Source organism: Desulfovibrio biadhensis, from assembly GCF_055388615.1.
Genome location: NZ_AP042477.1, coordinates 1,518,602 through 1,545,086, shown reverse-complemented (window position 1 = coordinate 1,545,086; position 26,485 = coordinate 1,518,602). Strand labels below are relative to the sequence as shown.

Below are 26,485 nucleotides of genomic sequence, written 5' to 3'. Positions count from 1 at the left end.
GTAATGGAGGTACATCGTGGCAGCGCCTGATCTAGTTATCCGAGGCGCCCTTTGGAAGGGCGAACCCAAGGACCTTCTTGTAGCCAAGTCTAAGGTCCTCAGCCTTGAAAATTATGACGAATCACGCCAGTTCAAGAATGCTCGCGTGGTGGAAGCCCATGGCCTGGTGCTGCTGCCCAGCCTGTTGGACTGCCACGTGCATTTCCGTGAGCCTGGTTTTGAATACAAAGAAGACATCCAAAGCGGCCTGAACGCCGCTGCCCATGGCGGTTTTGGTGCTGTTTTCCCCATGGCCAACACCAAGCCGGTCAATGATTCCGCCGGCATTACAGCCTTCATGCTGGACCAGGCAAAGAAACACTGGCCCAAAGGACCGCGCCTCTATCCTGTCGGCGCGCTCACCATGGGGCTCAAGGGTACCGAGCTGACTTCCATGGCCGACCTGGCGGCTGCCGGCTGCAAGGCTTTTTCAAACGACGGACTGCCAGTCACGAACACGGAGCTGTTCCGCAGGGCAGTAGAGTACGCCGCGGGCTTGGGCATGAAGGTCATCGATCACTGCGAAGATCCTTACCTTGCCCCTGGCGCTGGCATGAACGAGGGCCAGTTGAGCGGCTTGCTGGGGCTTAAAGGGCAACCCGCCGTGGCGGAAAGTCTGCAGGTTGCGCGCGACGTGCTGTTTGCAAAGTATCTGAACATCCCTATCCACCTCGCGCACATCAGTTGCCGCGAATCCGTGGAGCTCATACGTTGGGGCAAGGAGCAGGGCGCTCCCATCAGTGCAGAAACCTGCCCGCACTACCTCTTCTTTACGGAAGAGCGCGTACGCGAATACAACACGGCCGCCAAGGTCAATCCGCCCTTGCGGCAGGATGAGGATCGGGAAATCCTTTTGCAGGCGCTCAGCGACGGCGTCATTGACATTCTGACCACAGACCATGCCCCCCATGCTGCGCATGAAAAGGAAGTGACCTTTGCCGAAGCGCCGTGCGGCATTTCCGGGCTCGATACTGCGCTTTCCTTGACGTGGGAGCTGGTTCGCGACAAGCGCATGAGCTTTGAGACCCTGCTCGAAGCCTGGTGTTACGGTCCTTCAAGGATATTCAACCTGCCTTGCAACCATTTCCAGCCGCAGGATCCGGCCGACTTTGTTCTGTTTGATCCTGACACGTCCTGGACAGTGTCCCCTGAAACCTTGCTTTCCAAAGGCAAGAACACCCCTTGTCTTGGCATGGAACTGCATGGCAAGGTGCAGGCTCACTTCATCGGCGGCAAGAATATTCTGTAGGATCGATTTCTTCCGAAACGCATAAGGGCGACTTGCCCTTGCTACGACACGACGCAACACAGGTCCATCGCAAAGGAGATTGCGGATGCACGAGGAGCTGAAAGAAGCCGTATCCGTATGCAACACCATACTGCGCAACGGTTTCGATGCATACATCATTAATCCCAGGCTGCAGCTTAGTTTGCTGCAAGGGCACGAGCGCAAAGAGCTGGATATCGCTACGGACATGAGCGTAGACGACCTGATGAAGCTCTTCACCCAGGCCATGCCGGGCAGGGACCACATGGTCACGGCCGAATTCAAGGAAGACGATGTCCTGTATCGTTTTCACCCGACCAATATGGTGGAAAGCGGCCATCCGGAAGCCACTGTCTTGCGCTTTACGGAGAGCATGCTCAAGTTGCTTGATGATAAATCATCCAGCGCTTTGGGGTATGCCTGCAGCTATGTCCCCCGTAGCCCGGACATGTACGAGGGCTTTGAAGACCTCTCCAGCGGCGTGGTATCGCTTACCGGTATTCCGGAAAACACGCTCAAGGGGAATTATCTTCTTGGCATTCGCACCATGCGCTTTGCCGCCAACTACCATCTGCCCATAGAACCCAACACCTGGATGACCATTGTCCGCAATGCTCGCCGCATTCTTGATTACGTCTCCGTGAGCGACATAATGGACGAATGGCGCAAGGTTGACGCTGAAAACATGTACAGCTTCGTGCGCATGCTTTTTGAGGGCCAGGTGCTCCACGGACTCATTCCTGAGCTTGCCGCCCTGAGCCGCGTATTCCAGGATAAGGGTGAAGGCGATGCGGAGAATGTTCTGGACCACACCCTGGCGGCCATGAAACACTACCCAGAGGAGCTGCCCTACGATTGGTACGGCTGCATGGCCCTGCTTTTCCATGACGTAGGCAAGCTTTTCACCGCAGAATACATGGATGGCAACTGGTTTTTTGCCCAGCACCCCCAAGTGGGGGCGCGACTTACGCGCAAAATCCTCCAACGCTTGCGGTTTCAACCCGAGGACATAGACCTCATCTGCCATCTGGTTCGCTACCATACACGCTTCAACCCCATGCTCACAGACAAGGGCATCCGCCGTTTCAAGGCTCTGGACCACTATCCCAGACTCATTGAGATGTGCCGCGCCAACATCAAGGCCAGAAACGGCAGCTATGTGTCCTTCAACCATAACTTGAAGATTATGGAACGCGCTGACGAGCCTGAAGAGATGCTTGAACCTTTGCTGAACGGTAACGAAATCATGGAGTTCGCTGGTTTGCACCCCGGCCCCATGGTTGGCGTTATCCGCGAGGCATTGCTCAAGGCGCAAATCCGGGGTGATGTTTCCAGCGTGCCGGAAGCCGTAGAGTTCGTGTGTCGCTATAATGACAAGGACCACCCCCGCGCGTAACGCGATCTATTTAAGAACAGCAAGTTTTTCCGGGGGGAAACCTTTCTGACAGAAAGGTTCTCCCCTCGCCCCCCAAGTAACAAAATCATGAGTGCTCACATTACCAACCTGCTCAGCTTGACGCAGCCTGAACTGGAAGCCTTTGTTAAGGGGCTTGGCGAACCGGCGTTTCGCGGCCGCCAACTCTGGCAATGGATATGGGCCAAGGGCGCTGCAGATTTTCAGGAGATGACGAACATCTCCAAGGCGTTTCGCCAAAAACTCAGCGAAGTCGCCACCATCGACCTGCCAACGGTGGAGCGTGTCAGCAGCAGCACTGATGGCACCTTCAAGCTCCTCTTGAAGCTTTCCGACGCAGAACGTATCGAGTGCGTGCTCATACCTGAGAAAGAGCACTACACATTGTGCCTTTCCACCCAGGTGGGGTGCGCCATGGCATGCGCTTTTTGCAGCACGGGGGCCATGGGCTTCACGCGTAACATGAACTTTGGCGAAATCGCCGCGCAAGCACTGCTTGGGCGACGTTTTCTTGCAAGCCAGGGCATAGAGACGCCCCTGCGCAATATTGTGTATATGGGCATGGGCGAACCGTTGAACAACACACATGAGGTCATTACCAGCCTGCGCGCCCTTGCGCATCCGGAAGGAATGGATTTTTCGCCCCGTCGCATCACGGTTTCTACTGCCGGCCTGCCCAAGGGGCTTGCCGAGCTTGGAAAGGCAAATCAGGAAGCCCCGCTCTGCTCTCTGGCCGTTTCTTTACATGCCCCGACGCAGAAATTAAGGGAGCAAATAATGCCGCGGGCTGCGGCGGCGGCCGATCTGGAGTCCCTGATGGCTGCGCTCGATGCCTATCCTTTGCGCCCCCGTCAGCGTATTACCTATGAGTACGTTATGCTGGACGGGGTGAACGACACAGAACGTGAGGCAAAGGCGCTGGTGAAGCTGCTGGCTCCCCGCAAGGCAAAAATCAACCTAATTGCGTATAACCCGGCGGAAGCGGATGTATGTGGCTTTCGGCCGACGCCTTTGCACCGTATTGAAGCCTTTGAGAGACAGTTGCGAGACAGCCGCCTGACCGTCATTCTGCGTAAGAGCAAAGGACAGGATATTGCAGCGGCCTGTGGACAGTTGAAAGCTGCGTCCAGATAGCATACAACGTTGGCCCCGGCGGTTTTTGCACAGTTGTTAAATGCAATACAACCGTTTTCGGAGACCTTTTTTCACCCAGAGGATACTGATGTCTGATTTCGCGCCCGATTTCGCCAAGCAAGGCGGGCTTATCCCAACCATTGCCCAGGACGCCGCAACTGGCGAAGTCCTGATGCTCGCCTATGTCAATGAAGAGGCTTATGCCAAAACCCTGGAAACAGGTGATGCACATTACTGGAGCCGCAGCCGCAAATGCCTTTGGCATAAGGGGGGCACTTCAGGCCACGTGCAAAAGATCAAGTCCATACGTCTGGACTGCGACGCTGATACGTTGATCTACCTGGTCGAACAAATCGGCGGAGCAGCCTGCCATACCGGCTACCGCAGTTGTTTTTATCGTGAATTGAAAGACGGCGAAGTCAATGAGTGCTCGCCCATAGTTTTCGACCCCAAGGAGGTTTATAAATAAATGGCCGACGGCAATTGTCTCAAACTCGGCATTCCCAAGGGTTCCCTGCAGGACGCAACCATCAGCCTCTTTGAGCGCTCCGGCTGGAAAATCCGCCAACACCACCGCAACTACTTCCCAGAGATCAATGATCCTGAAATGCAGTGCTCCATGTGCCGCGCTCAGGAGATGTCCATTTACGTACAGGACGGCACCCTGGACTGCGGACTCACCGGCAAGGACTGGATCCTTGAAAACCAGTCCGACATCGTGGTCGTTTCCGATCTGGTTTATTCCAAGGTAAGCAACCGCCCTGCCCGTTGGGTTCTGGCTGTTGCCGGAGACTCCCCCTTCAAGCGTCCTGAAGACCTGGCCGGCAAGAAGATCGCCACAGAGCTCAAGAATTTCACTGAAAGCTACTTTCGCAACGCCAACATCCCGGTAGAAGTCAGTTTTTCCTGGGGCGCCACAGAGGCAAAAGTCGTGGAAGGCCTGGCCGACGCCATTGTAGAGGTCACAGAGACCGGCACCACCATCAAGGCCCACGGCCTGCGCATCATTGCCGAACTGCTGCAGACCAATACACAGCTCATCGCCAACAAAAAGGCCTGGGAAAACCCTTGGAAGCGCCAGAAGATCGAAAACCTCAATCTTCTCCTGCATGGGGCGCTGCGCGCAGAAAAGCTCGTAGGCCTGAAGATGAACGTGCCAGAAGATAAGATCGACGCCATCATGGAAAAGCTTCCGAGCCTGACCTCCCCCACCGTGGCCAACCTTTACAATAAGGATTGGCTCTCCATTGAAATCGTGGTGGATGAAAATATTGTGCGCGACCTCATTCCCGAACTCCGCGCCGCAGGCGCTGAAGGCATCATCGAATACAACCTGAACAAGGTTGTATAAGCACCCTGCTTTTACGTAAATGAAGAGGCCCTTTCTGCACAGAAAGGGCCTTTTTTTGTGTCTTAGTCTTTTCTCCATTGCGCAAAAGCAGCAAGGGCATTTCCCACTCGGGAAATGCCCTTGCTGTGTACATCTTTCCCCAAACCAATATCTATAAATTTGGGTGCGAAGATTCCGGGAATGAGCCCCTGTGCCGGGGCTCTCCCGAAATCCCTTAATTGCGGATTAGTACCTGTAGTGATCAGGCTTGAAGGGGCCTTCCTGCGGCACACCGATGTATTCGGCCTGTTCCTTGGAAAGCTTGCTCAGATTGGCGCGGAAGCGCACCAGATGAAGGTTGGCGACTTCTTCGTCCAGTTTCTTGGGCAAAATATAAACCTTATTTTCGTGCTCGCGAGAGGCCAGTTCCATTTGCGCCAACACCTGGTTGGTGAAGCTTGCGCTCATGACAAAGCTGGGGTGTCCGGTGGCGCACCCCAGGTTGACCAACCGACCCTCGGCAAGAACGATGATGGACTTGCCGTCAGGCAGGGTCCACTTGTCCACCTGGGGCTTGATCTCGTCACGCTTGCAAGCCGGATTGTCGAGCAGGTAGTCCATTTCGATTTCGCTATCGAAGTGACCGATATTGCAGAGGATAGCCTCATCATGCATCATTTCCATGTGCTTGCCGTTGATGACATGGTAGTTGCCCGTGGCGGTAACAAAGATATCACCGATGGGGGCGGCTTCTTCCATGGTCACAACCTCGAAGCCTTCCATGCAAGCCTGCAGGGCGCAGATGGGGTCGACTTCTACAACCAGCACGCGGGAACCGAATCCACGCATGGACTGGGCGCACCCCTTACCAACATCGCCGTAACCGACGATGACAGCGACCTTGCCGGCCATCATCACGTCAGTGGCGCGCTTGATACCGTCAGCAAGGGACTCGCGGCAACCGTAAAGGTTGTCGAACTTGGACTTGGTCACTGAGTCGTTGACGTTGATCGCGGGGAAAAGCAGCTCGCCGCTCTTTTCCATGTGGTAAAGCCTGTGAACACCGGTGGTGGTTTCTTCGGAAACACCACGGATGTTCTTGGCAATCTTCTGCCAACGGGTATTGTCCTGCTTCACGCTGGCGGCCAGGCGATCCATGACAATCTGAAATTCCTTATTGTCGACCTTTTTGTCAGCCAGGGCAGGATCATTTTCCACCTTGACGCCCTGGTGAATAAGCAGCGTAGCGTCGCCGCCATCATCAACAATAAGATCAGGGCCGGAGCCATCAGGCCAGGTCAGGGCCATCTCGGTGCACCACCAGTAGTCTTCGAGAGTTTCGCCCTTCCAGGCAAAGACCTTTGAGGTGCCGGCTTTGGCGATTGCCGCGGCTGCGTGGTCCTGAGTGGAGAAAATGTTGCAGGACGCCCAGCGCAGGTCAGCGCCCAGGGCATGCAGAGTCTCGATCAGCATGGCCGTCTGAATGGTCATGTGCAGCGAGCCGGTAATTTTCAGGCCAGCCAAGGGCTTTTCATCGCCATATTTTTTGCGCAATTCCATAAGGCCGGGCATTTCGATTTCAGAGAGCTGCATCTCTTTGCGGCCCCAATCGGCCAGGGAAATGTCTGCGACCTTGTAATCCAGGGAAAGATCCAGCGGCTTAACGTCGCTCATGGGGTGATTCCTCCAGTGCTGCTTAAGGGTTTTCTGCACCGTGAAGTGCCGTGCGCTGTGCTTCCAGCAAAAGCACGGACAAATCGTTATTCACGGCGTATATGTCAGCGGGGGCAGTTTCAAATCCAGCCTGCTCCAGCCAGCGTTGCAATTCATCTTTACTGAATCCCAGCCAGCGATCCTGATGATGCTTGCGCATGGATTCGTTGGCGTGTTTGTCCAGCTCGGCGATAATCAGCTTGCCGCCATCGTTCAGTACGCGTGCGGCTTCCACAATTCCGGCAGCCGGGTCGTTCAAATGGTGAAGCGCCATACTAATGACAACACAATCAGCCTCTCCATCGCGCAGCGGCAGGTGCTCCAGATCACCGATGCGCAGGGAAACTTCACCTTTGATCTTGCCCAGAAGCTTTTTGGCCTGGTCGATCATCTTGGGCGAATTATCCACACCGATCAGGGTCTTGGCCTTGCCGGACATGGCCAGCAAGAGCTCTCCCCTGCCGCACCCAAGGTCCAGCAACGTGCCGCAACGCGGCAGCTTCTGCACCAGCTTGTCCTGCAAGTCGAATTCGCCAAAAACATCGTTCTTCATGCGCTCCCAGTCTCCGGCAACGGCATCGAAAAATCGCCGCGTCTCAAGACTGCGCTCTGCAAGAACGCTCCTGGCGACTTCCAGATCATGGGCAAGTTCCGCATCGTTCCCGGAAAGGGTCTCAGTCGCGTCCAAAAGCATGCGAGGGGCGCCCGTTTCAGCCGCCTTGTAAAAAACCCACAACCCATCGCGCCGGAATGTGAGCAACCCGCTATCACTCAGTATCTTCAAGTGACGTGAAATACGCGACTGCCCCATACCGAATACTTCCACGAGTTCGCGGACATTCAGTTCGACGTGCAGCAGCACGTGGCAGAGCCGGAGCCGGGTTTCATCGGCCAGGGCCTTGAGCATGGGCAGACAATTGTGCATGGCGTTCGTTCAAATAAGTTTATCAAGAAATCCTGATATAGTGATCTAGCAGCCGTTTCACGAGCTGTCAAGTAGGGTGATACAGCAGAATCAAACGTGTTACACGTCAAGACTTGCGGAGAAGACACACAAAGCCGTCAACGGGCGCCCCCTCTTCATGCCGTACGTGCACCGAATCAAGGGAAACAATCGAAAAATCAGCCTGTTCGGCCATTTCTTGTAGATGGCAGGCACTGTGACGATAGCGCCCTTTCTTACCCATGGAATAACCGGGATGCTCCTGGGCTTCTGTGGTGAAGGCAAACAGCCCCCCTGCTCTGAGGGACTCGCGGACAGCTGCGAAAACACTCGCCAGCTCACCGATGTAGACAAGCACGTCGCCAGCGGCAACCACATCAAACATGGCGGGATGTTCTGTCAGGTACTGTACGGCCTCGGCCTCGGCGACTTCGTCGTAGAAATTACTCTCTTTCGCCTTCCGCACCATGTTCGCTGACAGGTCACACCCGTAAAGGGTGCTGGCCCATCCACGCAATACAGGTGCACAGAGCCCCGTGCCGCACCCCAGGTCCAAAATCCGCAAACCGTTGTGTTCGGTGGCGTCAGCCCCTTGCAGATGCGGCCCAAGCACGCGGGCCAATTCCTGCGGCCCCTTGTATTGCAGCCCCTGGAGCAGGTGCGTGTCGTACGTGCTGGCGTATTGGTCAAAGAGTTTTTTGACATACGCTTGAGACATTGGCCCTGTGGGGGCGCTTTCTGCCCCTGTATCCTTTTCCGCCGCTGCCAAAGCGGCAAGAAAAGCACCGGCCCCCTGCTCATCCGTGGGGTCGAACTGCATGCTCGCCTTGAAATGCTCCCGCGCTTCGTCATAGCGCTCCAATCCTTTCAAAGCCATGGCGGCGCAGAAATGAGAGCGTGCGTCTTCTCGTTGCTCCAATGCGGCAAGGGCGGCGTCATAGGCGCTTGCATAGCGCCCCATCATGGTGCGCGACTGGCTCAGACAAAGGTGAACAGCGGGCTGGTCCAGGCCCATACGCAGCGCATCCAGGGCTTTTTCTTCCGATTCCTGCAACCTGCGGGCATGCAAAAGGGCCACGGCATAGTTGTAGTGCGGTGTCGGATTATCGGGAAAAGCACCTACTGCTTCCCTGGCTGCGGCCAGGGCGTCTTCCAGCCGGCCAGCCTGCAGAAGCAACGAAGGCAGGTTCGATATGGCCACCATATTGCCAGGATCCTGCTCCAGCACATCCTTGTTAAATTCGATGGCTGCGTCCACCCGCCCTGTATCGCGGTAAAGCGCAGCCAGATTTATTCGGTAGGCCAATGAGGAAGGGCACATTTCGGTTGCGGTTTGCAGCTCATTCTCTGCGTTTTCCAATTGCCCCAGATCCTTATAAGCCAGTGCCAGGTTATTGCGGCTCACATGGTCTGTAGGGCCCAGATCAACAGCTTTTTGCAGCATTTTTGCTGCTTCTTCCAGCCTGTTCTGCCTGCGGTACAAAAAGCCGAGGTTCGCATAAGCCCCGGCAAAATCGGGACGCAAACGCAATGCGGTTTGCAAATGCTTTTCCGCATCCGGCCCATGCATCTGCATCATGCGGACAAGCCCCATGGCCATGTGCCCTTCTGGGTAATCCGTGGATAGTTCGAGGCATTTCTCAATTGAGGTGGCGGCTTCATTAACAAGAGCCTTACGCAGCAGAGCCAGTGTCATGTTCTTCAAGGCTTCCGCCTGAAGATTACGGTCTTGCGATTCTTCAGCCAGAGCTATACACGCATCACACGCGGCGATGGCCTCGTCAGGAAGTTCCAGATTCACGCAGGCCAACGCCAGCCCGGCCAGGGCTTGCGCCTTGGTTGCAGGCGCCATGGCTGCCTTGCGAAAGGCAGCGGCAGCAGCATCATGCCTTGAAAGCTGGTGCAATACCCTGCCTTCCAGCAAGAAAGCGCGCGTGTCTTCTCCGGCATAGGCGTCCAGGAGCGCCTTCGCCTTTTCAAAGTCACCGGCATCATAATATTCCTGTGCTGCGCCAACTGTATCCTGCTCCATGTCGCCTTTCCTTCTTTTCCGAGATGTGCGAGAGGGGGGGAGGTCCTTATGCTAGGCCCTTTCCGGCATCTTTTTGTATGCAGTCGTCTTCCGGTATCAAACTATAAGCCAAAAAACCATACTTCACAGCGTATTCCACTGATTTCGCACGATGACAAAAAGATCTTGCCGGCAACAACATCACATTGACGCCATGGGCAGGCCGGTTTATTTTATTTGTTTAAGGAGTATGCAACATGCGCCACCTGGGCTATAATCTACGGGCCTTCTGCCGTGAAAAACTGCAGTCGGACAAGCCCTTTCGCATCGCCAGACTCTGGCGAGACTGGAGCACTGTTGTCGGCGAAGACGCGGCCGCCCTCGCCCGTCCACTCGGGCAGCGCAAACGCACGTTGCTTCTCGGGGTAGAAGACGCTGCGGCCCTGCAGGAAATGACATTTTATACTCCCATGATTCTGGAGGCGGTAAATGCGTTCCTGGGAGAAGTTTTCTTTGACAAAGTGCAATGCGACCTGCTAATGGGCAAAACCCCCCTTGATACAAAAACAGGGTTTACACCGCGCAGAGGCATTCCGCGCAGGCCAGACAACCTCGGGGGAGCGCTGGGGCGAATGGATCCTGATTCACCTGTTGGCCGCAGCTACCGTGCATATCTGGCCATGTTCGCCGGGCAGGGGCCCGAAGGCCCCTCCAAGGGGTGAACACGGCTTACTAAAAAATTCTAGGCAGTAGGAGAACAGCCATGGAAGAAATCAGCTTCGACGATTTGGGACTCAAAAAGCCCCTCGACAAAATGACCGCCAAGGAACTCCGCCAGTTGGTGATTGACAAACTGCCCATGATCACCGGTGCATCCGGCATGGACAAGGAAGAAATCATCAAGGCCATCAAGGAAGTTTTTGGCATGCAGGACGACGACGAGCAAAAGGTTTCCCCCTACAAGGCGCGCATTGGCGAGCTGAAGGGCGAAATCAAGCAGCTGCGTGAAACCAAAAGCGGCATCGAGTCCCGCAAGGAACGCGAGCACATGCGCCGCAAGATCAATAAGTTGAAAAAGCGTACGCGTCGCCTGGCAGCCTGGACCTAAAAAAATATAAATTTTTGGTTGACAGCCAGACCCAATACGCCTAAAGTCCTGGTTTCCGCCACTGGGGGATCGTCTAGCGGCAGGACGACGGGTTCTGGCCCCGTTAACCAAGGTTCGAATCCTTGTCCCCCAGCCATACTTAGAGTTTTTTATTAGTGCGTCCCCATCGTCTAGCTGGCCCAGGACACCGGCCTTTCACGCCGGCGACAGGGGTTCAAATCCCCTTGGGGACGCCAACAAAAGTTATAGCCCGGAGCTCACGCTTCGGGCTTTTTCTTTATCCCTAGGCTTCGCTTGCGTACGCGCAAAAAGCCATCGCCTAAAGGGCCGGCGACAGGGGGTCACAATCTCGCAGGAAAGCGCGATTGGAGCGGCTTGAGGCCGACCCGGAGTGCGAGGGCCAGGACGGCCCGAGTCAAATCCCCTTGGGGACGCCAAAGAATTTCGAGCTCTTGGGAGAAATCCTGAGAGCTTTCTTCGTTTGGCCCCCTTGCTAACAGATCTCCGGTGTGATATAGATCAAGCTATGAACAAAACGCCTGCCCACTTGCCAATCACTTTTCAGCTCTACCTCAGCGGCTTCAGGCCGCACATTTCTGTCTGGTTCGAAGGGAGCGACCTTTATTATAATGTTGAAGGAGAAACCTCGGTACAAAAAAAGATACGCCCCTCCAGTGAGCAATGGCTTACTTTTTGGGAGAAATGCCAAGAGCTTGATATCTGGTCCTGGTATCTTGAATACATTCTGAACAGATGGGAGGAAGGATACAAATGGGGCGTAGACATTGAGTATGGCGAACGTCGTATCCAGGCATGCGGTATAAGTTTATATCCAGCCAACATTGATCTGATGGCGCCCCCGGATCACGAGGCGTATTTGAAAATGCAGGTGGACACCTGGAGATCATTTACCCAAGCTGTCGAGGATTTGCTGGGAGGTCTCCCCTTTATGTGGGCGGATTGGCGTCCGTATGAATTCCCTTCTTACGAACAGACAATTCGCAACGAATTGGGCAACGACTTGAAGAACCTTCCTGTTAATCCTAGAGACGGGATTCTTGATGACATCGGAGTCTCCATTGTGGATTTGGCCAAGGCATGGTTCCAAATGCGCATTGAACTCCCCAATCTTTGTATTTTCGCAGATACCGACCATACTATGACACCGGGAGCGCTGATGGAGTTCAATCATGCTCTTGATGTGCTTTCCGCTGGGGCCGAAACGGTTTTTGTTGATTTTGACAATGAAAGCCTTGATACGGCGCGCATTATCATGAAGAGCGATGGCGATGGGATGACGAGGTTGACCATTATTGATCGGTGCGAAGAGGACGCCCCTCCCCGACTTGACATTAAAACTCCAACGGCAACGGTAGTTCGTCGTTTCCAAAACGCTGTTGCCAACTATGCGGCGACAACTGATGTTAGACTTGTCGATCTCTATCCGGTGTATGACGACGAACTCTAACGCTCTTAGCAAGTGAGCCCTGGAAACGACTTTTCTTCTCCCCTTGCCACGCCTCGTTTCCTGCGGCATGACTTGTTCATACTAGAGGTGAAGCCCTGTACACCGTTGAAAAGATAGCCATTGCATTGACGCCAGAGCTTTCCCCTTTTGTAAAGAAGTCCGTCGAGCAAGGGGTCTACGCTTCCACAAGCGAGGTTATCCGCGACGCTCTGCGCGACTGGAAGCAAAACGTGCTCTTCTGAAGCAGGAAATAGAAGAGCTGCGCCAAGTCTGGGATGCAGGCGTGAAAAGCAGACCGTGGCGTTGCAACTACATGAACAAGATTATCCGAGAAGCCGGGGCACATTTTGACGCCGGACAAACGGACAGCTGACGCGCGTGACGCGGCTCAGCGAGCCGAGTCGCAATGCCATGCATACAAAGGAGTTTCTGCATTGGACATCCCACGAATATTCACGATCTCCGAAAGCGCTCACCGCATCCATATCCCATTCACACCAGATAAATTCGACACGCTCGGCGCGGCGTTGCGCATGGAACCCGGGACACGTGTGCTCGACCTCGGCAGCGGTTCGGGCGAAATGCTATGCACCTGGGCACGCGATTACGAAATCAGCGGCACTGGTATCGATATGAGCCAGCTATTCACCGAACAAGCGAAACGCCGCGCCGACGAACTCGGGGTCGCCGACCGGATCGAGTTCATCCACGGCGACGCTGCCGGCTATCTCGCCGCCGAAAAGGTCGATGTGGCAGCCTGTGTCGGAGCGACTTGGATTGGCGGAGGAGTCGCCGGCACCATAGAGCTTCTGTCCAAGAGTCTTCGCACGGGAGGGATCATTCTTATCGGCGAGCCATACTGGCTGCAATTACCCCCGACAGAAGAAATCGCCCAGGGATGCCATTCAGATTCGATCTCAGACTTTCAGCTGCTTCCGGAGCTTCTCGTGTCTTTCAGCAACCTCGACTACGACGTTGTGGAAATGGTTCTGGCAGACCAAGATGGCTGGGACAGGTACGAGGCAGCCAAGTGGCTCACGATGCGCAGATGGCTCGAAGCAAATCCCGACGATGAATTCGCGAAAAATGTTCGAACCGAACTGACCTCGGCTCCAGAGCGCTACGCCATGTACACTCGCCAATACCTTGGCTGGGGCGTGTTCGCGCTCATGCCTCGATGAAGAGGCACAACTGACGCGCACGGTACGGTTCTCCCTGCTGCGAGAGACGGATAACGACCAGATCGAGATTTGGCAGTATATCGCCGAGGCCGACCAAGAGGCTGCGGATCAGGACACCCGAGTCAAATCCCCTTGAGGGCGCCAACTCTGGAGGGGCAGATTCGCCTGCAACATGTTTGGTGCGCCTGCCTCACCACCGTGCTGTTCACATCGCAATAATTGTCTCTCCCTTCTTCAAGCCCTCCCCTTACAAGCCGCGTAACAATCCAAAGGACCGATTTCACAGCAACAAGCAATTTATAAGTTGCTTTCTGCAAATCCATCTATTCACTACACACTGAACTGTTTCAGCTGGCAAACTATAGTAGTTTTCTTGTGTATTGTTTCAAACTTAATGGTGGACATCTAGCTCCTATTTAATTACTCACGCCTCACGCGTGTATATTTCGTGCACGAATGCTTTTTGTTCTTTTAATTTTTGTATTTATTTTAATGCTTAAAATGTGTGCATTAGCGAGAAAAGAAATGAAAAGAATTCTATGTACTTTGTTAATTACCTTAGTAATGCTTTCAACAGGAACTGCATTTGCCAAATGGTCTGCATGGAAGTCTTACGCATCAATCACTTATAACAATTCTCCACTTATAACACTTGGCTTCAAAACATACTTCTCTCGACAATTTTCGCCACAAGTAAAATGGCAAGTAACAAATAATTCCGCATCTCCTTTATATTGTGCAGGCATGGGTAATCGTCATTATGAATTGTCTGACGGGGGCCAAAGTAATCATGGCGCTGAAGGATGCAAGACCATCATGCCAGGCGAGACAAAAAGTTTCATATCCGATCAGGCTGGTGAGAGTGGATTGGAAGTGAAAAGGGTCTCCATGCAAACCTTTTCTTTCAAATGGGAAAAAGGTGGACCAAGCAACACTGTGAATCTTGCAACAGGGGCAATCACCACGCCTGGAGGGCACAGATCCCCAACGCAACCCATCAACACAGAAAACAAAACAAATGTGAATAAAAAAGAAAGAAAACAGGAAGCGAAGAAGTCAAAAGACCAATCTGCTTCAAAAAAAGGCCCAAAAAAAGAAGAACAAAAAGACCCATCACAATCCGGCGGCGCTAACAATAAAGAGAACGCAATCAGCGGCAACAGGGATACGCAGCAACATAAGGCCACACAAAATCAGCCCGCTTCTGGCGATGCCTCGATTGAAGGCATTTGGAATGTATTTATCGGCAAGGGCCCAGCCAGGCTTACCTTTTCCGCCAACGGTGAGGGCGCGTATTACGTGTATAAGGATGCGGATACCTATCTGGCCCGTTGGAGCGGCAGCGGAAACCACGTCGCAATGCGTGTTTACGGCACGCAAATGCACTATGCTAAGGACGATCCGGCCATTGTTTTGGAACTGACTATTCATGGAAACCAAATCTCTGGAACGCAGCGGTCTCTGATACAAGGGTTTCGTGGTTTTTCGGTTAAAGGTCAAAAGCAATAGCCGCCGTTTCCCTACGCAAATTTCGAACTGCACCAGCTCAATGAATCAGGGCCACCCCTAACAAAGGGTGGCCTTGATTCTATCTACCCCTCCCTTGCCGTCAGAGAAAACAGTACCAAAGTTACAGGATAACCTTGCATCCTTGATTACAACAGATTATTACCCCTTTTTAGTTTCGGGATTTGGCACGTAGCGTCTGATATCGTTATAGGAAGCGTTGCTCAAGAGGCAGAGCATCGCGCATTTTTGGTCTGTATAACCAAACTACGTATTCATAAAATCTATGTTTACGTCCAAAAAAACAAACGTTCTATATAATTTCAGCCTCTTGAAGTTACATCAGTTCTAAATACATGTAGCAAAAGACAAGGTATCTTTTTATACAGCAGCATGTGATTGAGGCTGCAATTAATTTTTATTTTTTTGCTGCGATGTATTCGTGCAGCATATAACAAATGCTGTTTTGCAAATACACTTGCTTGGGAAGCTGAATGGAAAAATACAGCACCTTCCTAAAATACGTAATCGATATCCTTTCGAACCAGCTCAAGCTCCAAATAAGCTCCGAACGATTGGCTGCTGTTCGGAGTCACATCCGTGACAATTCAATGCCTGAAGTCCGCTTCTACGTCATGGTGCTTGTCTCCACCCTCATTGCCAGTTTCGGTCTGGTTTCCGACAGCACCGCCGTAGTTATTGGCGCAATGCTTGTGGCGCCCTTAATGACACCGATCTTCGGCATTTCCATGGCCATGGTGCGCGGGGAATCCCATCTTCTGAAAGACGCCTTGCAGGCGGAGTTGCTGGGCGTGCTCATGGCCATCATCATGGGGATACTTGTTGGCCTCCTGATGAACGGCCTAGCACCGTCCTATGAAGCAACCAACGAGATGCTCAGCCGAACGTGCCCCAATCTTTTTGATTTGTGTGTGGCGGTTCTTGCCGGTTTTGCCGGCGCCTACGCCCTTCTGGATGAAAAAATCAGTCCGGCGCTTCCTGGTGTGGCCATTGCCACAGCCATTGTCCCGCCCCTTGCGAACTGCGGTCTCTGCGTCAGCTATGGCGCATACAATGACGCCCTGGGGTCATTCCTGCTCTTTTTTGCCAACTTTCTTTCCATCCTGCTGATTTGCCTCGCTGTTGTTCTATCGGGCCGGTATGGCCCATGACCTGAGCAAGTTGCATTATGTCCGCCGCTTCGGCCTTGCCGCAGCCTGTTTCTTATTCATTGCAGCGTTTCTGGGGTACTCACTGCTGCATCTTTTGCATGAAAACCAATTACGCAGCACGGTGCGTACGATCCTGACCAAGGAATTAGCCAATTTTACCACTTCCGGCCTGAGTCAATTGCTCGTCAATTCAGACCGGGGCACTCTGTACGTTCTTGCCCAGGTATACTCTTCGAACAGGTTCGACCCCAATCAGGTACGAACCATGGAACAGAACCTCTCCAAACAGCTTGAGAGGCCGACCCAATTGATCATTCGGGAAATCCGTTCGACCGATGTTTCCGCGAATGGATCAAACTCCATTTTCATCGCCAACAAGTTGGACGGTTTTTTCGTCAGCCACGAAAGCACCCCTGAAGTACAAGCCATCAGACAATCCACCCAGGCGATCCGCGAATTTCTCAGCAATCACCCTAGAGCCAACCTGATAGATGTGGACCTCCTGCATCAGAAATCCGGCCCCGTGATCGTCGCCATGGTCGCCGGCTACCAGCAGCTCTCCCCATCTGATGTCCAACTGCTGGAAAACAGAATACGACAAGCCACGCGTAATCCCGAAATCAGGCTTATGCTCCGCTACGTTCCAGTCACCATTTTAACTTCCTCTGGCCCTATTCGATATGGATGGAGCACCCTGCACGCTCTTACAGAGAAGGAAAAAAGCACAAAGGAACGCATCCAGGCCCAAATAGAATCTGCATTCAGCCAAAACGAAAATTACATGCTCAGCAATATCAACGCAGTATTCAAGGAAGATGCTTCAATTTTTCTGGTGGGAATAGAAGGCACGGGTGCATACACGCGTGGCGAGGTGCAGGCCTTGGAGCATCAACTGCAAAAACAATCCGACAAGCCCGTCACGCTCTATATCTGGCTTAATCATGGACCTGTGATGACAGCCGATGGCCTGCGCAGCTACAATTCACTGAGTGCAGCACAGATTCATGATTTCCAAAAGAAACGACAGGAGTGGCTCAACCAGATTCTGCAGATTTCCAACAATTGACGCCACACTTCTGCAGCCGGGCGGCAGGGCGGTTGTTTGCTTCCAGCTGCAACTGGCGCAAAAAAAAGGGCGCCCTCAGGACACCCTTTATATTTGCCGGCATGATGCGGAAGCAGTGCGTCACTCCCCACCAGGACTTTAGTGATTGATTAAACAGCTGTGAACAGACTCAGGACTTCTCGCGCCCCTCGATAACCAGGTTGGGCAATTCATCCGTGTCGTCGGCCTTAACCGGAAAACGCTCCACCACGATCTCGCCGCAACTCTTCACCGCCTGGCATAAGGACTCGCCGGGTTTGCCTTCACGTATGCCTTGGGAAAGCGCAGAAGCGACCGTTTTCCATATCTCGGGGTTCACCTTGTCATTGATTCCCTTGTCAGCCAGAATCCAGACCTTGCGCTCAAAGACCGACACAAAGATGATGATCCCGGTCATGTCCCGTGTGCGGTGCAGACCCAAGGTATGGAAATTGACCATGGCGGCCTCGTGGACCTCCTCTTCCATGGCCCTGGGCGATATGAACAGCCGTTTGAGCTGCGGGAAGACATTGGCGGCCATGAAGCCCAGGCCGTAGAGAACAAGGAAAGCCGTGGCAAAGGTCCACATGTCTGTGTGCCCCATGATGTAGCTGACCAGCAGGGCCAAGGGGATGCTGGCGGCCAAGCCGAACAGATGCGAGGCCGAGGGGTAATGGTAGCTCGCCGAGACGACCACCGGGACGATCTCGCCCGAGGTGGTTTTTTCCACCTCTTTGACACAGCGAATGAGCTCGTCCTGCTCTTGTTTTGTCAAAAAACCTTTGGCCAAATCTCTCATGATTGCATCCAGGGTTGAAGTCTACCAGCCGCCCGAAGCGCCGCCACCGCCGAATCCGCCGCCACCGCCGCCGAATCCACCGCCACCAAATCCACCACCGCCGAACCCACCGCCGCCACGGGGCCCGCCGCCCATGAACATGGCCAGCAGCAGCCAGCTCAGGCCGCTTCCGTGCCCGCGACGACCGGAGAACATCCTGCCGAAGAGGCTGAAGAAAATGATGAACAAGATGATCAAGGGGAAAAGGGACACGCCCCCGCGGGAGCCGCCTCGCCTTTGTTCTTGGGGGGGCGCTTTATACTCGCCACGCACGGCCTGAATCATGGCCATTGTTCCCTGCAAAAACCCTTCATCGAACTTGCCAGCCTTGAATTCAGGCGAGATGACGCTGTCGATGATAGATCCGGCCAGGATATCGGTGAGACGCCCCTCAAGACCGTAGCCCACCTCGATGCGGATTTTGCGATCCGCTTTGCTGACCAGCAGAATAGCGCCGTTGTCCGTATCTTTCTGGCCAATCTTCCAGGCTTCTGCCACCTTGATGGAGAAGTCCTCCAGGCTTTCGCCATCGAGGGAGGGAATGGTCAGGATGGCGATTTGGGTCGAGTCGGACTGCTCCAACGCCTTGAGTCGCTGGGTCAGAACCTGCTCTGTGGAGGGGGAGATCATGTCGGCGGTGTCGTTGACGTAGCCGGTAAGTTTTGGGACCTCCAGAGTCCAGGCCGGTTGGGGAGACAGGATGAGCCCACCCATGCAGAGCAGGACGGCCAGGATAAGGGCTTGAAGGAATCTCCGTGTAATCAGCATATCCCCTAGCCCCCGGATCCAAAGTCGACCTTAGGCAAAGTTTTTGCGGCTTCGTCGGCCTGGTAGAACTCCTTACGCTCCAGGTTCAGCAATATGCTGTTGGTCAGGGAGTTGGGGAAAGTGCGTATGGAGGTGTTGAACTTCTTGACCGCCTCGTTGTAGCGCTGCCGCGCCACATTGATGCGATTTTCAGTGCCTTCGAGCTGGTGTTGCAGTCCAAGGAAATTCTGATTGGCCTTGAGGTCAGGGTAGCGCTCGACCACAACCATGAGTCGGGACAGGGCCGAAGACAGCTCTCCCTGGGCGGCCTGGAATTTCGCAAGGGCTTCCTTGTCATTGAGCATTTCCGGGGAAATCTTTGTCTGCGTGGCCTTGGCCCGGGCTTCGACCACAGCTTCCAGTGTAGACTTCTCGTGGGCCGCGGCGGCCTTGACCGTCTGGACCAGGTTAGGCACCAGGTCTGCCCGGCGCTGCAGGGAGGCCTCCAGATTACCCCAGGCAGCAAAGACCTCTTCCTCGTTCTGCTGCATGGCGTTGTAACCACACCCTGTAAGGGCAGGCACCAGAAACGTGGCCAACAGGACGAACACGATGAAACGTCGGGTCATGATTGTCTCTCGGGTTAATGTTGCCGCCAAAATGGCTTAATTATTGTGGTTACGAGTCGTAACTCTGTCAAGGGGCGTGTTTGCGCATCGTCTGGCGCGCAAGTGAAAGCCCACCTTCCACCAGACACCTGTGTCCCTTGTGTGGCATTCTTCTATAGCCCTCCATGTTCCGCATGTTCCGGTTCAGATATAGCGGGCAGCTTCCTGAACACAAGTTTAAACAGTCAGGCAGCGTCACGTGGTATACTTAGCTGTTCCTTGCTGACCCAGGTCAGAATGCGATAACAGCGTCTGCCAAGGAGCGCATTGACTGTTAGATTCCAACTATTATTCTAGATTTTGTTTTTATTAACTTTTTCAACACATTAAAGCCAACAAGTAGCATCGTTAAAATAATCACTGGCGTTATTGTAAAAATAATACTCCAAAAAAATTCACCACCACCATGGAACACTCTCATGTAAACGCGCCATAAAAATTCAAACAACAAATAATGTAAAAAATAGATACCAAAACTATAATTTGCGATCATATCCAGCATCTTTATCTTCTTTTGCTTGATGGATTGAAGTATTGTTATTACTATCATCAAAATTGCCATTTTTGTTCATAAAAGACGCCCTCAATAGCCCTGACCTCTCCACCATAATACAAATATATAAAAATCATTATTGATGTTAACAGTGCAATAGAAACAAAAAATGTCTTAAATTTATCACTAATATGTAAAAAATATTCATAATGATTCGAGCACAACATACCAAAACAGTACATTGGGAAAAAATAAATATACTGTCCAATGCTAATTTCTATTCCCGTCCTTGTTCCTGCCAATGGGAGCAGCATGAGGACAGATACAAAACATATAAAATGTGCCTTCTTAATCTTTAGCAATATTGGGCTGACAAGGAAAACTCCAGATATGAATGGAATATACCAAAATGGAATTTGAGCCCTACCGTAAATTATTGTTGTAAGATATCCTGAGAAAGAGAGGTCAACGGAAAGGTTAAGATGAAACATGTCACTAGCCAATACCGCTTTAAGAATAAATACAAATGTACTGACAACAATATAAGGAGTAATCACATTAAAAATTTTTGATTTATAATACTTTGCTATAGAAAAGTTAAAAGACAAGTAATGAAAAAGAAAACCGGATATAAATATAAAATATATTGTACTATCATGAAAAAGGACTTCTGAGAGAACATTTAGAGTTTTGTATTCATTAGAAATGGAAGGTGGTATCTTCCATGTATGGGCAAAAAGAATATTTACAATTGCAAATGCACGAAAATAGTGCATGTCATAAAGAAATTTTCGTTTTTTGGAATAGCTGCACACCTCTTTGCCCCCCCTGCAATGTTCAGCTTTTATCTGCTTATGCACAGGTTTCAGTTAATATCCACCGTACTTCGGGCCAACAACCTAATCGATGCACCATAATATTTGTAAGCGTATTTACGTATATCTTTCCCATCGACCATAAAAATCCTCCTAGACAATATCTATCACTATTGCAACCATCTATCGAAAACGGAGACACTGCTGTCAGGTTATATCCCTTTAACAGCAGTTGAAAACAGGGTTCTACGAACAAACCTTTATTGTTGAAGTCGAAAAAACGGCAAAGATGTCGGCGAAATCATCGAAGTCAAGGCAGCTTTCTATTTCACTGTTTGCGCCCCTGGCCCATACCCAACGTTAATGGCGGGAAGATATCAAATTGTTTAAAATATAATTGCACTGCTGCAACACACAGAGATAGTTTCTTCTGCAAGGTGATGCATATAAGGAATTTCACCAAAGTTTTTCATTGTGTAGTCTTTAAATTTTAGTTCAATATAAAACATTTCCACATACACCTATAATTACATGTTATTTTTTCCCTGTAGAATTTTATAAAGTTTGCATTGTAGAAATAACAATAAGGATATGCTGTTTTTATATGCATTTTTTTGGTGATTATATACGACACAAGCGCCTTGACCTGGACGCCGCTTTCGGCGGCTATTCCCTGGAAGCAGTAGCAGCCCAGGCCAACATGACTCCTGCCGCCCTCTCCTTATTGGAAGAAGGGGGCGAAATTGCCCTTTCCGACGAAGAAATGCACGCTTTTGCGGGCGTTTTGAAAACGCCCCTGGAATTGTTGCTGGTGCTAGCCGGCAGGAGATCACCAGATGTAGTCCAGCGCATCGCTGAAAATCCTGCATCCTTTTTGGAGTGGTTGGCTGGCCCTCCAAAATCACCCGCCCCAGACAACTGGGACAACGGGGATGACGGCTCACCCCCCCCTGCCCCTGTGCTTCAGGATTGTGCCCCTGGTCTGCCTTTAGAACACGCAGACCCCTATCAAAAGCTGTTCACGGACAACCCGACCATGCAGTTGCTGATAGACCCAGACACGGGGGTAATTGTCGAAGCCAACAAGGCAGCGTGCTCATTTTACGGCTACAGCGCCGACGAAATGAAACGCATGCGCATTTTCGAAATCAACATCCTTACCGAAGAAGAGCTTGCCGCAGAAATCAGAAAGGCGCGCGCAGAGAAAATAAACCTGTTCCATTTCAGGCACAAACTAAGAAACGGAACCCTACGAGATGTGGATGTACGCAGCACTCCTGTTGGGCACCATGGAAAAATATACATGCACTCACTGCTCTTTGACGTAACCGAACGCAATAAAGCTGAGCAGGCCCTGAAAGAAAGCGAAGAGCGGCATCGCTTGCTTATAGAGAAAGCGCCCATCGGCATCTGCTCTGTTACAAAGGAAGGAGAGTATCTTTCGGTCAACTCCGCCCATGCCCGTTTATACGGCTATAATTCTCCAGAAGAGATGCTGCAGGCAGCGCGCTCCGTATCCCACTTCTTTGTTGATCCCAATGATCGCCAAAAATTATTGGCGCTAATAAACGCCCTTGGCTACGTGAATGACTTTGAATGTAAGATCAAACGTAAAGACGGTACGGAAATTTGGACATCGCGCACCGTACGTGCGGTATATGACAAGAATGGGGAGTTTGAACATTACGAGGCGTTTGTATCAGACACCCAGGCGCGCAAAGAAGCGGAGCTGGCATCTGAAGCTGCGCGCAGGCAGTTACTCGGTATTCTGGAGCAGATTGAAGCCGGGGTCTACGTTATGGAACTGGAGGAAATGCGCATTGTCTATGCCAATAATTACCTGCAGAAAGCGGTGGATAAAAGCCTCACGGGCAGCATCGCCAGGGACGTTTTGCTGGCCGACCCTGCGTCGTGGCCCTTTGCCCTGGATGAAATACGATTCAGCGAAATAGGGCATACAAAATCCCAAGAACTCCGCTTTACAAACGAACGCTGGTACCTTTGTACCGCAAAAATCCACCACTGGGTTACAGGGGGCAAGGTAATTCTTGTGGTTGCCGTGGACATTACCAGCGCCAAGGAAGCCGAAGAGCTGAAAGAGGACATCGAACGCATTGCACGTCATGACCTCAAAGCCCCCCTTAATGGCATCATAAATTTTCCAGGCATCCTGATTTCCAGCGGTTCTTTCTCTGAAACAGAAGTCGAAATGCTTTCTTTCATAGAAGAATCCGGCCGCAGGATGTTGAATCTCATCGACTCTTCCCTTTCCTTATACCAAATGGAGACGGGGACGTATAAAATTACCAGATCACCCCTGGATTTCGTCAGTACGTTGAAGCAGATCGAGGGCGAGTTGTCCTTTCTTTTAAAACAGAAGGGGGTCACGCTCGCCAAACAACTGCAGGAAAGGAGTTTCAGCAGCACCGAATTCATTTGTCTCCAGGGAGACACAACCCTCATCCCCTTCCTGCTCTCCAACCTCATTAAAAATGCTGTGGAGGCCTCCCCAAAGCATGAAACCGTTACGGTAACGGTTTTTCCAGATGAACCTTTCACCATCAAAATACACAACTGGGGCGAAGTGCCAGCCGCCATCCGCGACAATTTCTTTGGCAAATACGTTACGCATGGAAAGTACAAGGGCACAGGGTTGGGGACATATTCCGCCAAGCTGATCGTACAGGCGCATGAAGGCGAGATATTTTTTGACTCATCCGCTTCCCAAGGCACGACCATAACGGTGGTTCTTCCGCAAACCGTGGTCTCACAGGAGTACGCAGACAATGAACACCCTGTTTGTAGCACGCCAACCAATTTTTGACCGCGACAGAAATGTCTGGGGGTACGAACTCCTATATCGCTCCAATGCGGAGGGGGCGCCTGTAGCGGATGCAGACCAGGTAGAATCGCCCCTGAATATTGCCGCTTCCCTCATGAATTCCCCTGATTTTGACTTCAGGGAGGCCTACTGTCTTCTTGAAGCAACGGAGAGCTTTATCAAAGACGGCCATGCGCGCGCCCTGGCCCAGGAAAAGATAGTGCTGCAAGCCCCACTGGCAACACTCACAAACGATGCGATCCAGAAAGAACTGCTTGCCGTGAAGGACAGCGGAGCAACTCTTTGCCTTGATTTGGGAGCAAACAGTCAATTCCCTGCGCCTCTTCCCGACGGAATAGGTATTGTTGCAGTTCCTTTTACATCTATCGATCAGGTAACCACGGACTGGCTGCATAGTCTGCACCGGAACGGGGCCCAACTCCTGGTAACCACCATAGCGACACAGGAAGAAGCGAAAAAGGCCTGCGATTACGGCGCCGATCTTCTGCAAGGCGCTTTTTTCCAGTTACCGAAGACATATTCGGTAAAACCTTTTGCCGTTTCCACCGTCAACAGGCTAAAAATACTTCAATTACTTGAATCCGGAGAGCGCGATGTAAAAAAGCTGGCGCAAGCCATTTCAGCAGATGTGAGCATTACCCTGCGCCTGCTAAAATTCGTAAATTCCGCAGCCTTTTCTTTTATCCGCACCATAGATTCCGTCCACCAGGCCATTGCGCTTGTTGGCATGGAGCGTCTCAAAAACTGGCTGCATCTTATCATAGTGAGCGATATGGCGCCCTCTAACCAGACCCGCGAAATTGCCCATGCGTCCGCCGTACGTGCCAAATTTCTGGAACTGCTTGCGCTCTATTCCGGCAAGACGGAAATCGCGGATAAAATGTACCTTCTCGGGCTGTTTTCCCTGTTGGAGGCCATTCTGGAAAAACGTTACGAGGATATTTTCAAGGAACTGCAACTCGATGAAGACGTAATAAACGCATTAATGGGGCATCCAAGTGAGCTCCTTCCCTGGCTTGAGCTTACCCAACTAAAGGAAAAAGCAAACTGGCTGCAACTGGACGCACGCGCAATGGAGCTGGGCATAGGCCTTTCCACCATCAGTAAAAGTGAAATAGAAGCGCTGGACTGGGCGAATCGCTTCTTTACCATGGCTTGGTAGACAGAACACCCAGACGCTGCCCCTGAACATACACGATCTGTAAAGCCGCCATACACACCGCCCCCTGCGGCTGCCGAGCCAGCCGCAACCTGGAGGCGCAACCAATCATCATTTTACGTACAATTCTCATAGCAAACTGTTTTCGAAATAACTTTTCCCGCCATCGCCCCATCGGGCAATTGATCTCTTTTGGGCAATAGTGGTAAGAGGATAGCGCATCTTCTATAAATACAAGCAAAAATAAAGATACATCTGATGGATTTGGAAATACATCCAGAAGCGCGGCAACTGCTTTTCCAGATTGATGATCTCCGGCAGCAGACGAGTCAACTTCTGGAACAGGAAGCCTACCTGAAAAACCACCGGCAGCCCCTGCTTTTCGCAAAATATGAGCAGGAAATCGGCACGTTTGAATATGCGTTGCTTAAAATCCGAGTCGCGGTCAACGAATTCAAATTTCGAATTGAGCGCCTTACTGCAATTATGAACCACGGAAGAAGCATTTCACCGGAAGACCTGGCTAAGCTGGAGCAGGAAGTACATGCCATGAAAGAAAAATGGCATAAAGAGATTAAGGAAAAGGAACGCATGCTCAATGCCAGCGTATCTTTTCTCAACACGGTGTCATTTCTCAGCAAACAAGAGACAGAAACACTCAAAAGATTATACCGGAAGCTCTGCCGCTTGCTACACCCTGATCTCAACCAGTTTTCTGATGCGCACACCCTGTACTGGAGCAGCGTCCAGGATGCTTATGTCAAGGGCGACATCAATAAACTCGAAGCGCTTCTTGTTGCCGTGCACAACCATGAAGAACTGAACGACCTGGATGGGAGTGCTGGCATTGAAGCCTTGAAAAAAGAGCGCAACCGTCTAGAATCTGTCGTACTTGAGTACACACAACGCGTGAAGAGCATTGAGACTACCCCCCCACTCTGTCTGCAAAAAGAATTGTACGATCCGGAGTGGATCAAAACAAAACAAAGGGAGCTTACGGAGGTAACCGACGCGATGGCGGTGCGACGTGATGCACTGCGCAAAATGTACAATGAACTATGCAGCATGACCGGCAGCAGGGTGCAGTGATGGCCACCCTCCCTGACAAAGGCCATGGCATGACAAACCAGTTGATGCACCTCACCCTTGGCAAGGGCGAAATAGCCATGCCGTTCGGCCAGGAGATATTTCTGCTGCATGTGCACATCGCTGGCACCGGCTTCTACGACGCTCCTCGCACGGAGGGCAAGCTCAAATCAGGCCAGGAGCTTGTCCTCATACGGCAACCTGACAATCCTCATGACAAATTGGCGATTGAGGTATTCACCCCTGATGGAAAAAAGCTGGGGTATGTGCCGCGCAAGGACAACACCGTCATTGCGCGACTTTTGGACGCCGGAAAAATTATTACTGCGAAAATCACCCATTTGCATTGCGAAGCCGAAAGCGAATGGGTGGACATCACCGTCGACTTGGTTATGAAGGAAATTTGACTGCAGGCAATATAATCGTGACACCTTAAACACCGCTTGTAATCAGAAAAAAGCCCCCGC

24 protein-coding genes and 2 tRNA genes are annotated in these 26,485 nt (G+C 52.0%); 19 read left to right on the top strand and 7 right to left on the bottom strand.

Translation table 11 applies throughout. From position 1 onward, the window contains the following. Positions 1-16 precede the first annotated feature (16 nt). From ACZ5EH_RS06780 to hisG, 5 genes are all read left to right on the top strand, one after another. Positions 17-1,288, top strand: coding sequence for a dihydroorotase (locus ACZ5EH_RS06780; protein ID WP_464277369.1), 1,272 nt, complete (start codon positions 17-19; stop codon positions 1,286-1,288). Positions 1,289-1,373: 85 nt separating this feature from the next. Beyond that, positions 1,374-2,702, top strand: a complete 1,329-nt coding sequence (locus tag ACZ5EH_RS06775; protein ID WP_464277368.1) for an HD domain-containing protein — start codon at positions 1,374-1,376, stop codon at positions 2,700-2,702. Positions 2,703-2,801: 99 nt separating this feature from the next. Continuing rightward, the gene (gene rlmN, locus ACZ5EH_RS06770) at positions 2,802-3,854 is read left to right on the top strand and encodes a dual-specificity RNA methyltransferase RlmN (RefSeq protein WP_464278271.1); all 1,053 of its coding nucleotides are present in this window, start codon (positions 2,802-2,804) and stop codon (positions 3,852-3,854) included. Positions 3,855-3,942: 88 nt separating this feature from the next. After that, entirely contained in the window at positions 3,943-4,323 is a 381-nt protein-coding gene (hisI, locus tag ACZ5EH_RS06765) for a phosphoribosyl-AMP cyclohydrolase (protein ID WP_464277367.1), read from the top strand. Beyond that, entirely contained in the window at positions 4,324-5,205 is an 882-nt protein-coding gene (hisG, locus tag ACZ5EH_RS06760) for an ATP phosphoribosyltransferase (protein WP_464277366.1), read from the top strand. Positions 5,206-5,430: 225 nt separating this feature from the next. Here hisG and ahcY read toward each other — a convergent pair whose 3' ends face one another. The 3 genes from ahcY to ACZ5EH_RS06745 all read right to left on the bottom strand — a co-directional run bounded on the left by ahcY (position 5,431) and on the right by ACZ5EH_RS06745 (position 9,872). Next, the gene (gene ahcY / locus ACZ5EH_RS06755; protein ID WP_464277365.1) at positions 5,431-6,858 is read right to left on the bottom strand and encodes an adenosylhomocysteinase; all 1,428 of its coding nucleotides are present in this window, start codon (positions 6,856-6,858) and stop codon (positions 5,431-5,433) included. A gap of 22 nt (positions 6,859-6,880) precedes the next feature. Then, positions 6,881-7,822 (bottom strand): ArsR/SmtB family transcription factor, encoded by a 942-nt coding sequence (locus ACZ5EH_RS06750; protein ID WP_464277364.1) that lies wholly within the window; start codon positions 7,820-7,822, stop codon positions 6,881-6,883. Positions 7,823-7,928: 106 nt separating this feature from the next. Continuing rightward, on the bottom strand, positions 7,929-9,872 hold the full coding sequence (locus ACZ5EH_RS06745) for a tetratricopeptide repeat protein (protein ID WP_464277363.1): 1,944 nt from the start codon (positions 9,870-9,872) through the stop codon (positions 7,929-7,931). 236 nt (positions 9,873-10,108) lie between these two features. Between ACZ5EH_RS06745 and ACZ5EH_RS06740 the strand changes: the two genes are divergently transcribed. The 10 genes from ACZ5EH_RS06740 (at position 10,109) to ACZ5EH_RS06695 (ending at position 17,352) form a co-directional block, all read left to right on the top strand. Then, a complete protein-coding gene (locus ACZ5EH_RS06740; protein ID WP_464277362.1) occupies positions 10,109-10,573 on the top strand; it encodes a DciA family protein in 465 nt (154 codons plus the stop codon). Positions 10,574-10,614: 41 nt separating this feature from the next. Further along, complete coding sequence (locus tag ACZ5EH_RS06735; RefSeq protein WP_464277361.1) at positions 10,615-10,959, top strand: hypothetical protein; 345 nt, start codon at positions 10,615-10,617, stop codon at positions 10,957-10,959. A 62-nt stretch (positions 10,960-11,021) separates the two neighbouring features. After that, positions 11,022-11,095, top strand: a tRNA-Gln gene (locus tag ACZ5EH_RS06730). Between the two features lie 23 nt (positions 11,096-11,118). After that, positions 11,119-11,195: transfer RNA gene (locus ACZ5EH_RS06725), tRNA-Glu, on the top strand. Between the two features lie 290 nt (positions 11,196-11,485). Next, a complete protein-coding gene (locus ACZ5EH_RS06720) occupies positions 11,486-12,427 on the top strand; it encodes a hypothetical protein (RefSeq protein WP_464277360.1) in 942 nt (313 codons plus the stop codon). A 125-nt stretch (positions 12,428-12,552) separates the two neighbouring features. Then, the gene (locus ACZ5EH_RS06715) at positions 12,553-12,669 is read left to right on the top strand and encodes a ribbon-helix-helix domain-containing protein (RefSeq protein ID WP_464277359.1); all 117 of its coding nucleotides are present in this window, start codon (positions 12,553-12,555) and stop codon (positions 12,667-12,669) included. Between the two features lie 192 nt (positions 12,670-12,861). Next, entirely contained in the window at positions 12,862-13,608 is a 747-nt protein-coding gene (locus ACZ5EH_RS06710) for an SAM-dependent methyltransferase (RefSeq protein ID WP_464277358.1), read from the top strand. A 456-nt stretch (positions 13,609-14,064) separates the two neighbouring features. Further along, positions 14,065-15,117, top strand: coding sequence for a hypothetical protein (locus ACZ5EH_RS06705; RefSeq protein WP_464277357.1), 1,053 nt, complete (start codon positions 14,065-14,067; stop codon positions 15,115-15,117). Between the two features lie 491 nt (positions 15,118-15,608). Then, positions 15,609-16,286, top strand: coding sequence for a DUF389 domain-containing protein (locus ACZ5EH_RS06700; RefSeq protein ID WP_464277356.1), 678 nt, complete (start codon positions 15,609-15,611; stop codon positions 16,284-16,286). After that, positions 16,276-17,352: a hypothetical protein gene (locus tag ACZ5EH_RS06695; protein ID WP_464277355.1), complete on the top strand. Its 1,077-nt coding sequence runs from the start codon at positions 16,276-16,278 to the stop codon at positions 17,350-17,352. Before ACZ5EH_RS06700 ends, ACZ5EH_RS06695 begins: the two co-directional genes overlap by 11 nt. 169 nt (positions 17,353-17,521) lie before the next feature. On the opposite strand, the gene ACZ5EH_RS06690 is transcribed toward ACZ5EH_RS06695, so the two are convergent. The 4 genes from ACZ5EH_RS06690 to ACZ5EH_RS06675 form a co-directional block, all read right to left on the bottom strand. Beyond that, on the bottom strand, positions 17,522-18,169 hold the full coding sequence (locus tag ACZ5EH_RS06690) for a TPM domain-containing protein (protein WP_464277354.1): 648 nt from the start codon (positions 18,167-18,169) through the stop codon (positions 17,522-17,524). A 21-nt stretch (positions 18,170-18,190) separates the two neighbouring features. After that, positions 18,191-18,976 (bottom strand): TPM domain-containing protein, encoded by a 786-nt coding sequence (locus ACZ5EH_RS06685; RefSeq protein ID WP_464277353.1) that lies wholly within the window; start codon positions 18,974-18,976, stop codon positions 18,191-18,193. A gap of 5 nt (positions 18,977-18,981) precedes the next feature. Continuing rightward, on the bottom strand, positions 18,982-19,584 hold the full coding sequence (locus ACZ5EH_RS06680; RefSeq protein ID WP_464277352.1) for a LemA family protein: 603 nt from the start codon (positions 19,582-19,584) through the stop codon (positions 18,982-18,984). Positions 19,585-20,172: 588 nt separating this feature from the next. Then, positions 20,173-20,976, bottom strand: coding sequence for an acyltransferase family protein (locus tag ACZ5EH_RS06675; RefSeq protein ID WP_464277351.1), 804 nt, complete (start codon positions 20,974-20,976; stop codon positions 20,173-20,175). A 559-nt stretch (positions 20,977-21,535) separates the two neighbouring features. On the opposite strand from ACZ5EH_RS06675, the gene ACZ5EH_RS06670 reads away from it, so the two are divergent. The 4 genes from ACZ5EH_RS06670 (at position 21,536) to ACZ5EH_RS06655 (ending at position 26,425) form a co-directional block, all read left to right on the top strand. Beyond that, positions 21,536-23,755, top strand: a complete 2,220-nt coding sequence (locus tag ACZ5EH_RS06670) for a PAS domain S-box protein (RefSeq protein WP_464277350.1) — start codon at positions 21,536-21,538, stop codon at positions 23,753-23,755. Beyond that, positions 23,718-24,935 (top strand): EAL and HDOD domain-containing protein, encoded by a 1,218-nt coding sequence (locus ACZ5EH_RS06665; RefSeq protein ID WP_464277349.1) that lies wholly within the window; start codon positions 23,718-23,720, stop codon positions 24,933-24,935. The genes ACZ5EH_RS06670 and ACZ5EH_RS06665 overlap by 38 nt, the downstream gene beginning before the upstream one ends. 255 nt (positions 24,936-25,190) lie before the next feature. Beyond that, on the top strand, positions 25,191-26,021 hold the full coding sequence (locus tag ACZ5EH_RS06660; RefSeq protein WP_464277348.1) for a J domain-containing protein: 831 nt from the start codon (positions 25,191-25,193) through the stop codon (positions 26,019-26,021). Beyond that, positions 26,021-26,425 (top strand): HIRAN domain-containing protein, encoded by a 405-nt coding sequence (locus tag ACZ5EH_RS06655; RefSeq protein ID WP_464277347.1) that lies wholly within the window; start codon positions 26,021-26,023, stop codon positions 26,423-26,425. The genes ACZ5EH_RS06660 and ACZ5EH_RS06655 overlap by 1 nt, the downstream gene beginning before the upstream one ends. Positions 26,426-26,485: the final 60 nt, after the last annotated feature.